The organism is Pseudomonas sp. W17, assembly GCF_040268305.1.
Taxonomy (GTDB): domain Bacteria; phylum Pseudomonadota; class Gammaproteobacteria; order Pseudomonadales; family Pseudomonadaceae; genus Aquipseudomonas; species Aquipseudomonas protegens.
This window is the reverse complement of the sequence record NZ_CP158490.1, coordinates 4,449,803-4,464,120: the sequence shown is the minus strand read 5'-3', so window position 1 is coordinate 4,464,120 and position 14,318 is coordinate 4,449,803. Positions and strand designations below refer to the sequence as shown.

Here is a 14,318-nt window from a genome sequence, read left to right as displayed (position 1 = left end):
TAGCCAGCGATAGAAGTGTCGAGCGTCAGGCCAGGGCGCAGCCGGTGGTGCTGACATCCGGGAACGAGCGACCGGCGCTGAGCACTTCGGCCAGGTCGTCCTTGTCGCGCATCGTGGCGGCGGCCTTGCCCACCAGCAGGTAGTAATCCTTGATCACCTGATGGTCGCCGGCGCGGATGCTCTCCTCGCCGGTGGGGCCCTGGTAGGTCAGGCCCTGCATGGCCTTGGCCACGGTAGCGCCGTCAAAACTGCCGGTGGCGGCAATGGTGTCGAGGATGATCTTGCTGCCGATGTAGTCGGCGGCCAGCGGGTAGGTGGGGTTGATGCCGTATTTGGCCTGGGTCAGCTTCACCAGTTCGCGATTGAGCGGGGTGTCCACCTGATGCCAGTACTGCGCGCCGAGGTAGACGCCTTCCAAGACGTCGCTGCCCAGCTCCTGGAACTGGTCGAGCCCGGCGGACCATACCAGCAGCACCTTCATGCGTTCCTTGATGCCGAAGTTCACCGCCTGGCGCAGGGCGTTGGATGACTGGCTGCCGAAGTTCAACAGCACCAGCACATCAGGGCGGGCGGCGATGGCGTTGGTCAGGTAGCCGGAGAACTCCTGCTCCTGCAAGGAGTGGTAGCTGTTGCCGATGTGCTCGATGCCGTGTTCGGCACACACCTGCTTCGCTCCTTCCAGCAAGGCTTCGCCGAACACGTATTGCGGGGTGATGGTGTACCAGCGCTTGGCCTCGGGCAGCAACTTGATCAGCGGCACCATGGTTTCGCGGATGGCGCCGTAGGTTGGCACCGACCAGCGAAAGGTCGAGGCATTGCAGTCCTTGCCAGTGACCTCATCGGCGCCCACCGGGGTCATGAACACCCCGCCGACCTTGCCCACCTCCTTGGCCACTGCCAGCGCCGAAGACGACAGGGTGCAGCCCTGGAAGAACCGCGCGCCGTCCTGGGCAATCGCCTCCTGGACCCGGCGCACCGCCTTGCCGGCGTTGCCCTCGGTGTCGATCACCTTGTAGTGCAGCGGTCGCCCCAGCAGGGTCGGGTACTGCTCCACTGCGAGGCGCGAGCCCATGTCGGCGAACTTGCCGTAGCTGGCAAAGGCGCCGGACATCGACTTCAAACCGTAAAAGGTAAAGGGTTCGGCGGCAAAGGCGTTGCGCACCCCCAGCCCGAGGCTGAGGGCACCGCTAACGGCCAGACCGGCTTTCAACAACGTACGACGCTGCATGGGGTAACTCCCTGGTTTAGTTATTGGCAGGAGTGGCAATGGCGAATCGACGTAGCAGCCTGTGTTCAGGCTTGTTATTGGCAAAGCGGTGGACGGCGGGCGCTATCGGTGGTGGTCGAACTCCAGCAGGAAGTGCTGGGTGACTTCGCCTTCCAGGGCGGTCATGTGGTGCTCGGCGTCGCACATGTGCTCGTGCATCAGCTGGCGTACTGCGCGTTCATCTTCGGCGCGCAAGGCCAGCAGCAAGCGTTTGTGGTAATCCAGGTTGGCGGCGTCGAACTGCTTGCGCTTGGGCTTGTAGGCCTTCTTCAGCACCACCAGGTCGCGCAGCAAATCGTTGAGAAACTGCGCCATGAAACTCAGCAGCGGGTTGGGGCAGGCCCGCCCCAGCAAATTGTGGAACTCCAGCTCGGCGATACGCTGCTCGCGCTGACCGGCCTCGCTGTCCTCGGGGTGGCTGCAGAAGTCGATGTTGTCCTGCAGGGCCTTGAAATCTGCCTCGCTCAAGCGCCCGATCACCGACACCGCCAGCTCCACCTCGATCACCTTGCGCAGCTGATAGACCTGCTCGCCGTCCATGTGCTGAAAGTGCAGGTAGTTGCGCAGCGCGCGGCTGGCTGGCTCGGTGCCGGCCTGGTTCAGGTAAGCGCCGCCGTTGGGCCCGGTGCGGGTATTGACCAGGCCTTCCACCTCCAGCGCCTTGAGCGCCTCCCGGGCCGAGCCCTTGGAGCATTGGAAGCTTTCCATCAGCTCCTTCTCGGTGGGCAAGCGATCCCCGGGGCGCAGGGCATCGGTGACGATGGAACGCTTCACCGACTCGACAATCACGTCGGAAAGCTTCTGGCGTTTGCGGCGAACGGGGCGTTTCAGCATGGGCGGCTATTTATCGTATTAATGCGGATAAATAGTAATAAATAGAGATGAGGGCGGCGCGTCAACCGCCTGGGGTCAGGGGGTGTCGTTTTTGGTGTTGAGGGGTCGTAGCTGGATAACCGAGCGGCCTCCACCCCCGTCCAACCCTCACGAAACCCGCAGGAGCTGGCTTCAAGGTTTGCACAAGGCCTCAGGGCCTCTTCGCCTGCAGGCCGGTCCCTACGGAATTTTGCGCGATGCCGGACGCTTGTGTAGGAGCTGGCTTGCCAGCGAAGGCGGTCGCAAGGCTTGCACAAGGCTGCGGGCCACTTCGCCGGCAGGGCAGGACTTCCTGAGTTTGCTGTAGGACTCAGGAGCGCGAGTGTGGATCAAGCGCGTCGCAGGTTTAATGGCCGGGCTCAGTCGAAGTCGATGATTGAACTGTGGCGGGTTTCGCGGTCGTGCAACTGGTCGATATTGGTTTCGTAGGTGCATTGGCCGCTGCAATGGTGCTCGTAGCTGATGCCTGGCTTGAATTGCAGTTTGAAGGTGGGCATGTCGCTCTGGGGCGCCGGGGTCTGGATGGGGGTGGCCGGTAACGGGGGCTGCGGGTAGCTCAGGTCAAGGCCTTCAGCCTGGGTCGAGAAGGCTGCCGCGAGCAGTGCGCCCGGGAAAAACGCTTTGCAACTGAACATCATTGAATCCGCATTGCCATAAAAGGGTTGCCGATTATAACGAGCCAGGGGCGAAAAATTTAGCCGTAATGGCTCTGGCCCGGATGCCTCGTGGGTTTTTAGGCACCTCGGGCCTTCGTACCGTGAAACATTTGTCACGGGGCAGCGAGACGGGCTGCTCCTACACTGCAAGTCACCTCCATGGTCAAGGACACTCCCCGATGCCGGCAAAATCCACCACCAGCATTCTCGATACGGTTGAGGGCCGGCGCCTGCAAGGCAGTGAGGGCGAGCACTGGCGCCAGTGGGGGCCGTACCTGAGTGAACGGCAGTGGGGCACGGTGCGCGAGGATTACAGCGCCGATGGCGATGCCTGGAGCTACTTCCCCCACGAACATGCCCGCAGCCGCGCCTACCGCTGGGGCGAGGACGGGCTGGCCGGGTTCTCCGACAAGGCCCAGCACTGGTGCCTGGGGCTGGCGCTGTGGAATGAACACGACAGCATTCTCAAGGAGCGTCTGTTCGGCCTGAACAACGCCGAGGGCAATCATGGCGAGGACGTCAAGGAGCTGTACTTCTACCTCGACGGCGTGCCCAGCCATGCCTATATGCGCATGCTCTACAAGTACCCCCAGGCGGCTTTCCCCTATGCCGACCTGGTGGCGGAAAACGCCCGTCGCGGCCTGAACGACACCGAGTACGAGATCCTCGATACCGGGGTCTTCGAGGACAACCGCTACTTCGATGTGACGGTGGAATACGCCAAGCACACGGCCGATGACATTTTCATGCACATCACCGTGCACAACCGTTTTCACCAACCGGCGCGGCTGCGGGTGCTGCCCCAGGTCTGGGCGCGCAACACCTGGAGCTGGGGCGGCGACGCACCGCGGCCGAGCCTGCGCCTGGAGGGCGACAAGGTGCTGGCGCGGCATGGGCAACTGCCCGACCGGCAGATCACCGCCTGGGGGGCCGAGCCCTGCCAGTGGCTGTTCTGCAACAACGACAGCAACTTTCCAAGGCTTGATGGGCTTTCTGCGCCGGGGCCGTTCAAGGATGGTTTCAATGACTACCTGGTGGATGGCCAGGCCAGTGCGGTGAGCTTCGATAGCGGCACCCGGGTGGCGGCGCACTTCGTTCTGGATCTGGCAGGCGGCGAGAGCAAGCGCCTGTTCCTGCGCTTTGCCCCGGCCGGTAGCGAACCGGTCAGTGCCCGCCGCCTGTTCGAGCAGCGTCGGCGCGAGGCCGATGAGTTCTACGGGGCGTTGCAGCAGGGCATAGAAAGCGCTGATGCACGCAACGTGCAGCGTCAGGCCCTGGCCGGGTTGCTGTGGTCCAAGCAGTTGTATTACTTCGACGTCAACCAGTGGCTCGATGGCGATCCCGGGCAGCCGGTGCCCCCTAGCGAACGCGAGCACCTGCGCAACACCCATTGGCGCCATCTGTCCAACTGCGACATCGTCTCTATGCCCGATACCTGGGAGTATCCCTGGTATGCCTCCTGGGACTTGGGCTTCCAGGCGGTGGCCTTTGCCCTGATCGATCCCGGCTTTGCCAAGCAGCAGCTATTGCTGCTGGTGAAGGATCGCTTCATGCATCCCAACGGCCAGTTGCCCGCGTACGAGTGGCGTTTCGACGATGCCAACCCACCGGTGCACGCCTGGGCCTGCTGGCGGGTCTACCAGCAGGAAAAGGCCCTGGCCGGCGAGGGCGACCTGGACTTTCTCGAGCGAATCTTCCACAAGCTGTTGCTGAACTTCTCCTGGTGGGTCAACCGCAAGGACGCAGAAGGCCGCAACCTGTTCCAGGGCGGCTTCCTCGGCCTGGACAATATTGCCCTGTTCGACCGCTCCGCCGCCTTGCCCGAAGGTTTCGCCCTGGATCAGGCCGACGGTACGGCCTGGGTGGCGGCCTATGCCCTCGACCTGATGCGCATCGCCCTGGAGCTGGCCAAGCGCAATGGGGTGTACGTGGACATTGCGGTGAAGTTCTTCGAGCACTTCCTCTATATCGCCGGGGCCATCAACCGCGTGGATGAAAGCGCCGAGGGGCTGTGGGACGAACAGGACCAGTTCTTCTACGACGTGCTGCACCGTCCCGACGGGCAGAACGAACCCCTGCGCCTGCGCTCCATCGTCGGCCTGATGCCGTTGTTCGCGGTGCAGGTGCTGGAGCAGCATGAGCACGAAAACCTGCCGGGTCTGGCCCAGCGCCTGCTGGGCTTTTTGCACCACCGGCCGGACCTGGCGAGCCTGATCTCGCGCTGGTTCGAGCCGGGCAAGGGCAACCGCATGCTCCTGGCGCTGTTGCGCGGCGAACGCACCAAGGACCTGCTCAAGCGCATGCTCGACGAAAGCGAGTTCTTGTCTGCCTACGGCATTCGTTCCCTGTCCAAGGCCTTCGAGCAGCCGTTCGCCATGCAGGTGGACGGCAAGCAGCTCTGCGCCCGTTACGAGCCGGCGGAGTCCGATTCACGGTTGTACGGCGGCAATTCCAACTGGCGCGGGCCGCTGTGGATGCCGATCAACTACATGCTGATCGAATCCCTGCGCGAGTTTCACCGCTATTACGACGTCAACTTCTCGGTGGAGTACCCGCGGGGCTCCGGGTATCTGGCGTCCCTGGAGGAAGTGGCCGACGGCTTGAGCCAGCGCCTGACGCGACTGTTTCTGCTGGACGAGGACGGGCGCAGGCCGTCCATGAGCGGCTACCCGCAGTTGCAGGTGGAGGCCGAGGACCGAGAGCTGGTGCTGTTCCATGAGTACTTCCATGGCGAAACCGGGCGCGGATTGGGGGCTAGCCACCAGACCGGCTGGACGGCGCTGGTGGCGTTGCTGTTACAGCCGGGAAAATAAAGCCGCCCGGCGCTGAGCCGGGCGGTTGTCGTCGAGGGCAGGGGCCGTGAATCAGCCCACCAAGGCGATGTCCTGGGGTTTGGCCCAGGCTTCGATCAGCCGCTCTGGCGTGCAGCAGGTCTTGCGCTTGTAGACGAAGTTGCTGCACTTCTCGGCGAAGCCCTTGCGGTTCTGCACCATGTCCATGTGCATCTCCTCCAGCTCGGCGTTGCGGCAGTGCTGCATCAGTTGCGGGTCGGCGTCCAGCTTGCGTTGGCGCAGGTGCTGGTAGCGCGGGTCGTTGAGAACGCCGTTGGCCCGTTGCAGCAGCCACAGGCCGAACTCGTCCGGGCAGCGCGGGCCGATCTCCTGCACCATGCCCATTTGCAGGGCCTGGAGAGCGCTGATGGGCAGGCAGGCTTCGGTCAACTGCTTGGCCATGGCCTGGCCGACGGCGCGGGGCAGGCTGTAGGTCCAGTACTCGGAGCCGTACAGGCCCATGCTCTTGTAGTGAGGGTTGTACACGGTGTCGGCGCGGGCCAGGACCACGTCCGCGGCCAGGGCCAGCATCAGGCCGCCGGCGCCGGCATTGCCGGTCAGGCCGCTGACCACCAGTTGGCGGGCGGTAAGCAGTTCCAGGCAGACGTCGTCGATGGCCTGGATATTGGCCCAGGCTTCCAGGCCCGGCACTTCGGCGGCCTGGATCACGTTGAGGTGCACGCCGTTGCTGAAGGCACCGCGGCCGCCACGCACCAGCAGCACCTGGGTGTCCCGGGCCTTGGCCCAGCGCAGGGCGCTGACCAGGCGTTGGCACTGCTCGGTGCTCATGGCGCCGTTGTAGAACTCGAAGGTCAGTTCGCCGACCTTGCCCGTTTCGCGGTAGCGGATAGGTTGGTAGGCCTCGGTGCTGAACGGGCTGTTGGCCACCGACCAGTCCAGCACCGGGACATCGGCCAGGCGCTCGCCGAGCACGTGGCGGGCGGGGCGCTTGAAGGTTTCTTCGCCAGGCTGGGGCTTCTGGCGCAGGGAGCCGATCCACAGGCTGTGATCGCCACAGGCCACCAGTACTGCGTCGTCGTGCACCGCCAGCAGTTGCCCGGGCATGCCGGTGCGCGAATCCAGGTGGGCGTCGTAGACGTAGTACTGGCCGCCGGCGAGGCTGGCCAGGACGCCGGGCTGACCGTCGGCGGCATCGATGCTGCGCTTGATGAACTGGGCGCTGTCGTGCCAGCTGAAGGTGCGGTCGGATTGCTTCATGTTCGGTTGCAGGCGCCCGAGGACCGAGGGTTTGTCGTAGTCCAGGGGCTGGGGGGTGTAGCCGTTGCGGAATTTCTCCACCACGTCGCGGATACAGTGAATCGCCGCGTCGCTCACCAGGCCGTTGTACAGCTCGGACTTGCGCAGCCCGGCGGGCAGGTTGAATTCGTGGGTCGACCAGATCGGCCCGGCGTCCATTTCTTCCACCGCCTGCAACGCGGTGACGCCCCAGCGCTTGAGTTCCTTGCTGATGGCCCAGTCCAGGGCGCTGGCCCCGCGGTCGCCGACGATACCGGGGTGGATGATCACCACCGGGCGCTTGGGGTGGCTCCACAGTTGCTGGGGGACCCGATCCTTGAGGAACGGGCAGATCACCAGGTCGGCCTCGGCCTCTTCGATCTGCCGGCAGACCTCTTCTTCGCTGGTGAACAGCACCACGCTGGGGCGGTGGCCGGCCTGGCGCAGGTCGAGCCAGGCGCGTTGGGTCAGGCCGTTGAAGGCGGTAGACAGCAGGATGATCTTCAGTGATCGCATAATGCAGACTCTTCCGTGAGTGATGGCGGTATGGCAGGTGGCTCCGGCTGAGCCGTCCCTGGCCGCGATGGAAGGCGCAAGAGTAGAGGGGCGTTGCGGGGGGGGAACTGACCGAGATCAATCAAGCGTCTCGCCTGAAATGCCAGCCGCCCAGTGGTATTGATTCAGGGCAAAGGCACGGACCAGAGCGGTTGCGGCAGCCAGAAACGACGAATCCCGCCACAGGGGCGGGATTCGGGTACAGCCGGACCTTGCGCGGTCTTAGGCTGGGAACAGCTCGCTCAGTTTCATGGCCAGCATCATGTCGCCTTCGGCGCGCAGCTTGCCGCCCATGAAGGCTTGCATGCCGTCGGTCTCGCCGCTGACGATGCCGTCCAGGGTCTCGCCGTCCATCACCAGGGTAACCTGGGCGTCCGGGTTCTCGCCTTCCTTGAGTTCGCAGGTGCTGTCCTTGACGACCAGCGAGAAGTGCTTGGAGTCATCGATGCGGAAACCGAAAACCAGGTCCAGGCCGGCAGCGGCAGCTGGGTTGAACTTGGCTTGCATGGCTTGTACGGCGTCAGCTACGGAGGTCATGGTTCGATCCTTTTATGGGGTGGTTACAGCAAGGGTCACAGTAAGCCGGGCTCAACGGAAGGTGATGAGCTCCGGGGCCTTCAACAGTTGCAGATGGGCATGACCGTTGAAGGAAGCCAGGGACACCTCGCGACCGCGGAACTTCAGCTGGTTGAGCGAGGTGTTGACGATTTGCCAATTCAGTTCGAAAGCCTGCTGGGCGGGCATCCGGGTAATCAGGTGGAGCAGGGCGGTGATGGTGCCGCCGGAGGTGAACACGGCGATCTTCTGCTGGTTGTTGGCTGCTTCGAGAATTCGTTGCAGGCCGCCCTGGACCCGTTCGACAAAACCCAGCCAGCTTTCCAGGCCCGGCGGGTCGTAGGTGCCGGCCAGCCAGCGCTGGATGATCAGGGCGAAGATGCGCTGGAACTCACCGCGGTTCTGCGCGGCATTGCGCAGGATGTTCAGGGCTTCGGGTTCCTGGGGCAGCAGGTCGGGCAGCAGGGCGCGGATGATGGCGTCGGCATCGAATTCGTTGAAGGCGGAATCTATTTCCAGGGCCGGGCTGTCAAAGCCTGCGGCGCTCATCTGTTCCAGAGCGGCCTGGGCGGTGTGCTGCTGGCGCCGCAGATCCCCGGACAGGCAGCGATCGAAGCTGATGCCCAGCGCTGCCAGGTGCTCGCCGAGCACCGCCGCCTGGCGCACGCCAGTAGCCGACAGCACGTCGTAGTCGTCTGCACCGAAGGAGGCCTGGCCATGTCGAATCAAATAGATGCTGCCCACGTCCGCGTCATCCCGGTACGTTGAAAGTTTTGCGAGGTTATGAGGATGCTGGTGAGCTGTCAATGAAAAAACATACGCTTGTTTGAAATGATTGTTGGAGCTTGGTTACACAAGGTTTCCCGACTGGTGGCCGACCAGTCGCGCCGGTATGCTTTAGCCCATTACGCCGCTCGTTGGCAGCGGTCCATGTTTGAGGAGTCCCTGTGGAGTTTATCGCCGAATACGCCAGTTTCCTGGCCAAGACCGTGACCCTGGTGGTCGCCATCCTGGTGGTGCTGATCACCGCCGCTGCGCTGCGCAGCAAGGGGCGGCGCAAGGGTGTGGGGCAGTTGCAGGTCAGCAAGCTGAATGATTTCTACAAGGAACTGCGCGAGCGCCTGGAGCAGAGCCTGCTGGACAAGGATCAGCTCAAGGCCCTGCGCAAGGCCAAGAGCAAGAGCGAAAAGAGCCAGAAGAAGCACAAGAAACAGCCGGCCGAGGCCAAGCCCCGGGTCTTCGTGCTGGACTTCAATGGCGACATCAAGGCTTCGGCCACCGAAGGGTTGCGCCATGAAATCACTGCCCTGCTGAGCCTGGCAACGCCCAGGGATGAAGTGGTGCTGCGCCTGGAGAGCGGTGGCGGCATGGTCCACAGCTACGGGCTGGCTTCGTCGCAGCTGGCGCGTATCCGCCAGGCTGGCGTGCCGCTGACGGTGTGCATCGACAAGGTAGCGGCCAGTGGCGGCTACATGATGGCCTGCATCGGTGAAAAGATTATCAGCGCGCCGTTCGCCATCCTCGGTTCCATTGGCGTGGTGGCCCAGTTGCCCAACGTCAACCGCCTGCTGAAGAAGCACGACATCGATTTCGAAGTGCTGACCGCTGGTGAGTACAAGCGCACCTTGACGGTGTTTGGCGAAAATACCGAGAAGGGCCGGGAGAAATTCCAGGAAGACCTGGACGTCACCCATCAACTGTTCAAGAACTTCGTTTCCCGCTATCGCCCGCAACTGGCCATTGATGAAGTGGCCACTGGTGAAGTCTGGCTGGGCGTGGCGGCGCAGGAAAAACTGCTGGTGGACGAGTTGCAGACCAGTGACGAATACCTGGCGGACAAGGCCAAGAGTGCCGAGGTCTTCCACTTGCACTATGCCGAGCGCAAGAGCCTGCAAGAGCGGGTAGGGCTGGCGGCCAGCGGCTCCATCGACCGCGTGCTGCTGACCTGGTGGAGCCGCCTGACCCAACAGCGCTTCTGGTAACCCCCCGGCCTTGTAGGCGCTGGCTTTGCAGGAGCTGGCTTGCCAGCGAAGGCGGTCGCAAGCTTTGCACAAGGCCTGAGGGCCTCTTCGCCGGCAAGCCGGTTCCTACGGTGAGAATGGCAGGTCTGCACAAAAAAGCCCTGAACCGGTTTCCCGGTTCAGGGCTTTTTGTTGGCGCCAGGGCTTAGCGGCGACGGAACAGCGGTAGCGGTTCGTCGGTGGCGGCCTGGTAGGTCACCGAGAAGTCCTTGAGGCTTTCCAGGGCTTCGTAGGGGTCCTTGTCGGCCCGCAGAGCATAGGCATCGAAGCCGCAGCGGTGCAGGTAGAACAGCTGGTCGCGCAACACGTCGCCAATCGCTCGCAACTCGCCCTTGTAGCCGTAGCGGTCACGCAGCAGACGGGCGTTGGAGTAGTTGCGGCCATCGGTGAAGGCCGGGAAGTTCAGGGCAATCACCTGGAACTGCTCGACGTCGTCACCGATTTCCTCGGCTTCTTCGTCCGCATCCAGCCATACACCCAGGCCGCCATCGCGGGCCTTGAGGGCGTGAGCATGCTCGCGCCACAGGGCCAGTGGCACGATCAGGTCGTCGCAGTTGGAAATGCCGTCGAGGGTCGCGTCCTTGGGCAGCAGGTGCCAGGTTTCGTCGATGACCTCGTTGTTCTTAATGATTCGCTGCATAGACGCGCTCCTTGAAGAGGTCGATGCCAATACGTTGATAGGTGTCGATGAAGCGTTCGTCTTCGGTACGTTGTTCCACGTACACGTCGATCAGCTTCGAGATCACGTCGGGCATGTCGTCCTGGGCGAAGGACGGGCCGAGGATCTTGCCCAGGCTGGCGTCGCGGCTGGCGCTGCCACCCAGGGACACCTGGTAGAACTCCTCGCCTTTCTTGTCCACCCCGAGGATGCCGATATGGCCCACGTGGTGGTGGCCGCAGGCGTTCATGCAACCGGAGATGTTCAGGTCCAGTTCGCCGATGTCGAACAGGTAGTCCAGGTCGTCGAAACGGCGCTGGATGGATTCGGCGATCGGGATCGACTTGGCGTTGGCCAGGGAGCAGAAGTCGCCGCCCGGACAGCAGATGATGTCGGTCAAGAGGCCGATGTTCGGCGTGGCGAAGCCGTTCTCCCGCAACTCGCCCCACAGGGTGAACAGTTGGCTCTGCTCGACGTCGGCGAGAATGATGTTCTGCTCGTGGGAGGTGCGCAGCTGGCCGAAACTGTAACGGTCGGCCAGGTCGGCGATGGCGTCGAACTGCTTGTCGGTAACGTCTCCCGGCGCTACGCCGGTGGGCTTGAGCGACAGGGTCACGGCCACGTAGCCCGGCTTCTTGTGGGCCAGGGTGTTGCGCGTGCGCCAGCGGGCAAAGCCCGGGTGCTGCTGGTCCAGGGCGGCCAGTTCGGCGTCCTGGTTGCTCAGGGTCTTGTAGTCCGGGTCGACGAAGTGCTTGGCCACGCGATGCACTTCGGCATCGGTCAAGGTGGTCTGGCCGCCGCGCAGGTGGGCCATCTCGGCCTCGACCTTCTCGGCGAACACTTCAGGGGTCAGGGCCTTGACCAGGATCTTGATCCGCGCCTTGTACTTGTTGTCACGCCGGCCGTAGCGGTTGTAGACCCGCAGGATGGCGTCGAGGTAGCTCAGCAGGTCCTGCCAGGGCAGGAACTCGTTGATGAAGGCACCGACCACCGGGGTACGGCCCAGGCCGCCACCCACCAGTACGCGGAAACCCAGCTCACCGGCGGCGTTGTACACAGGCTCAAGGCCGATGTCATGGACTTCGATGGCCGCGCGGTCAGAGGTCGAGCCGTTGATGGCGATCTTGAACTTGCGCGGCAGGTAGGCAAATTCCGGGTGGAAGGTGGTCCACTGGCGGACGATCTCGCACCAGGGGCGCGGGTCGATCAGCTCGTCGGCGGCAACACCGGCGAACTGGTCGGTGGTGACGTTGCGCAGGCAGTTGCCGCTGGTCTGGATCGCGTGCATCTGCACGGTGGCCAGTTCGGCGAGGATGTCCGGGATGTCTTCCAGGGCCGGCCAGTTGAACTGCACGTTCTGCCGGGTACTGATGTGCGCGTAGCCCTTGTCGTAGTCGCGGGCAATCTTGGCCATCATCCGCGCTTGGCGCGAGGTCAGTTGGCCGTAAGGCACGGCGACCCGCAGCATCGGGGCAAAACGTTGGATATAAAGGCCATTCTGCAGGCGCAGGGGGCGGAATTCTTCTTCGCTCAGCTCGCCTGCCAGATAGCGTCGGGTCTGATCACGGAACTGCTTGACGCGGTCCTCGATGATCCGCTGATCGTACTCGTCGTATACGTACATATAGGTCCAGTTCTCAGGCTACAGGCGGCGCTCAAGCGCACTTGGCAAATACTGCGGTGAACGGCTTCGGTACGCTGCTCGGACTGGCGTCCAGCGCGGTTTTCGCCGGTCTCACCTCGTCTTGCCTTCGTTCACGCTTCACGCCACCCATGTAAGCAAATCTGCGCGCACGGCCGCGCACTCCCAACGGAGCCGCCGAACGATACCAGTTTGCGGTTATGCGCAAAAGTGATGTTTGAGTATATGCACAGAACCAAAACGACTAACGGTAGGGGCGTGAGAGTAACCCCATTTGTGGTAGGGGCAATCCTGGTCTTAACTGTGGACGTGTCTTTGAGCAGTCACCGACAAAATCTACTAGAGGCGATGCTATGAGCCATCCAACCAAAGTAAGGAAAAGTGACAGTAGCGTTGATGCTTGGGCCATTCTCTTTCTGATCATACTGGTCGTGGGTACGGCCGTGTTCTGGGTCAGTCACCAGTAGTCGAGCGATAAAAAAGAGCCTGAATTGTCGGACAATCATGACAATTTGCCGCCGTTGGCCAGCACTTTGCCAGTTATACTGCCTGGGCGAAATTCTGGGGCTCTTCTCGTAATGTTCAAGCGTCTGTGCAAGTGGCTGTTGTGCCTGAGTCTGCCGTTCTGGGCGGTCGCTCATGCCACATCGGTGGTGTTTCTCAATCCCGGCAATTCCACGGAGACCTTCTGGGTCAGTTATTCGCAGTTCATGCAGGCCGCGGCCCGGGACCTGGGGCTTGACCTGCGCATCCTCTATGCCGAGCGCGATCCGCAGAACACTCTGCAGCAGGCCCGGGAGCTGTTCCAGGGCCGCGACAAACCCGATTACCTGATGCTGGTGAACGAACAGTACGTGGCTCCGCAGATCCTGCGTCTGTCCCAGGGCTCCGGGATCAAGCTGTTTATCGTCAACAGCCCTTTGACCCTGGACCAGCGGGAACTGATCGGGCAGAGCCGGCAGAACTATTCGGACTGGATCGGCAGCATGGTGGGCGACGATGAGGAAGCTGGCTACCGCATGCTCAAGGAGCTGCTGCACAAGCTTGGGCCGGTCCCAGCAGGGCACGGCATCGAACTGCTTGCATTTTCCGGGCTCAAGGTCACACCTGCGGCGCAGTTGCGCGAGCGCGGCTTGCGCCGGGCCCTGGCCGAACATCCGCAGGTGCATTTGCGTCAGTTGGTCTATGGCGAATGGAACCGGGAGCGCGCCTACCGCCAGGCGCAACAGTTGCTCAAGCGCTACCCGAAAACCCAACTGATCTGGTCGGCCAATGACGAAATGGCCCTGGGGGCCATGCAAGCGGCCCGGGAACTGGGCCGCAAGCCGGGAACGGATCTGCTGTTCAGTGGGGTCAACAGTTCGCCCGAGGCCTTGCAGGCCCTGATCGACGGCAAGTTGTCGGTGCTGGAGGCGGGGCACTTCACCCTGGGTGGCTGGGCCCTGGTGGCGTTGCACGATGATGCCCTGGGGCTGGACGCTCGGCGCTTGGGCGGGCCGGATTGGCAGCTGTCGCTGTTCCAGGCGTTGACCCCGGCCCAGGCCCGGCAGTTGTTGCGCCTGGGGGATCAGGTGGGCACCAGGGTCAATTTTCGCGGGCTGTCCGCCCAAGGCAAGCCGGACAGCTACCGCTATCCCTTCGGGTTGCAGCTGTTGCTGCGCTGACGCCGCTTCAGACCCCCGCCAGGTGCATCGCCAGGTTAGCGATGCCCAGCAGCACCAGAACAAACAGGGTGGTGAACAGAATGCCCAGCACGATGAAGTGGCTGGGCTTGCCGTGGCTGAAGTCGCGGGCGCGGTTCTTCCCGCTCTGTACGCCGAAGGCGGCGGCCAGCACGCTTTGCAGCATCTGCAGGAAGGTCGGAGGCTGATTGTCCTTGCTTGGATCGTCCATAAATCCCTCGACACGATTGGGTGTCAACAGAGCATAGACAATGCCGCCCGGGGTGGCGGGCGGCTGCAAATGGGCTTGCCAGCGAAGAACCCCGGGGGACTGCCTTCGCCGGCAAGCCGGCTCCTTCACAA

Annotated in this window: 12 protein-coding genes; 3 read left to right on the top strand and 9 right to left on the bottom strand. The window is 63.0% G+C overall.

All coding sequences use genetic code 11. The features are described from left to right. Window positions 1–25 precede the first annotated feature (25 nt). From ABCR88_RS20405 to ABCR88_RS20395, 3 genes are all read right to left on the bottom strand, one after another. A complete protein-coding gene (locus ABCR88_RS20405; RefSeq protein WP_019094326.1) occupies window positions 26–1,228 on the bottom strand; it encodes an ABC transporter substrate-binding protein in 1,203 nt (400 codons plus the stop codon). 102 nt (window positions 1,229–1,330) lie between these two features. Continuing rightward, window positions 1,331–2,101, bottom strand: coding sequence for an FCD domain-containing protein (locus ABCR88_RS20400; protein ID WP_011061949.1), 771 nt, complete (start codon window positions 2,099–2,101; stop codon window positions 1,331–1,333). A gap of 398 nt (window positions 2,102–2,499) precedes the next feature. After that, complete coding sequence (locus tag ABCR88_RS20395; protein ID WP_169893492.1) at window positions 2,500–2,775, bottom strand: hypothetical protein; 276 nt, start codon at window positions 2,773–2,775, stop codon at window positions 2,500–2,502. A gap of 200 nt (window positions 2,776–2,975) precedes the next feature. On the opposite strand from ABCR88_RS20395, the gene ABCR88_RS20390 reads away from it, so the two are divergent. Further along, a complete protein-coding gene (locus ABCR88_RS20390) occupies window positions 2,976–5,609 on the top strand; it encodes a glucosidase (RefSeq protein WP_350403289.1) in 2,634 nt (877 codons plus the stop codon). 51 nt (window positions 5,610–5,660) lie between these two features. On the opposite strand, the gene ABCR88_RS20385 is transcribed toward ABCR88_RS20390, so the two are convergent. The 3 genes from ABCR88_RS20385 to ABCR88_RS20375 all read right to left on the bottom strand — a co-directional run bounded on the left by ABCR88_RS20385 (window position 5,661) and on the right by ABCR88_RS20375 (window position 8,717). Continuing rightward, window positions 5,661–7,379, bottom strand: coding sequence for a hydrogenase maturation protein (locus ABCR88_RS20385; protein WP_019094329.1), 1,719 nt, complete (start codon window positions 7,377–7,379; stop codon window positions 5,661–5,663). Between the two features lie 261 nt (window positions 7,380–7,640). Next, window positions 7,641–7,955 carry an SCP2 sterol-binding domain-containing protein gene (locus ABCR88_RS20380; RefSeq protein ID WP_011061945.1) on the bottom strand — a complete coding sequence of 105 codons (315 nt, stop codon included), beginning with the start codon at window positions 7,953–7,955 and terminating at the stop codon, window positions 7,641–7,643. Between the two features lie 51 nt (window positions 7,956–8,006). Continuing rightward, window positions 8,007–8,717, bottom strand: coding sequence for a histidine phosphatase family protein (locus ABCR88_RS20375; protein ID WP_125063339.1), 711 nt, complete (start codon window positions 8,715–8,717; stop codon window positions 8,007–8,009). A gap of 203 nt (window positions 8,718–8,920) precedes the next feature. Between ABCR88_RS20375 and sohB the strand changes: the two genes are divergently transcribed. Next, window positions 8,921–9,955, top strand: coding sequence for a protease SohB (gene sohB, locus ABCR88_RS20370; RefSeq protein WP_236186064.1), 1,035 nt, complete (start codon window positions 8,921–8,923; stop codon window positions 9,953–9,955). A 184-nt stretch (window positions 9,956–10,139) separates the two neighbouring features. Here sohB and ABCR88_RS20365 read toward each other — a convergent pair whose 3' ends face one another. Then, on the bottom strand, window positions 10,140–10,634 hold the full coding sequence (locus tag ABCR88_RS20365; RefSeq protein ID WP_011061942.1) for a DUF934 domain-containing protein: 495 nt from the start codon (window positions 10,632–10,634) through the stop codon (window positions 10,140–10,142). Next, complete coding sequence (locus tag ABCR88_RS20360; protein ID WP_011061941.1) at window positions 10,618–12,276, bottom strand: nitrite/sulfite reductase; 1,659 nt, start codon at window positions 12,274–12,276, stop codon at window positions 10,618–10,620. Before ABCR88_RS20360 ends, ABCR88_RS20365 begins: the two co-directional genes overlap by 17 nt. A 596-nt stretch (window positions 12,277–12,872) precedes the next feature. On the opposite strand from ABCR88_RS20360, the gene ABCR88_RS20355 reads away from it, so the two are divergent. After that, window positions 12,873–13,958, top strand: coding sequence for an ABC transporter substrate-binding protein (locus ABCR88_RS20355; protein ID WP_350403285.1), 1,086 nt, complete (start codon window positions 12,873–12,875; stop codon window positions 13,956–13,958). 7 nt (window positions 13,959–13,965) lie between these two features. Here ABCR88_RS20355 and ABCR88_RS20350 read toward each other — a convergent pair whose 3' ends face one another. After that, window positions 13,966–14,187: a DUF2970 domain-containing protein gene (locus ABCR88_RS20350; RefSeq protein WP_015636084.1), complete on the bottom strand. Its 222-nt coding sequence runs from the start codon at window positions 14,185–14,187 to the stop codon at window positions 13,966–13,968. Window positions 14,188–14,318: the final 131 nt, after the last annotated feature.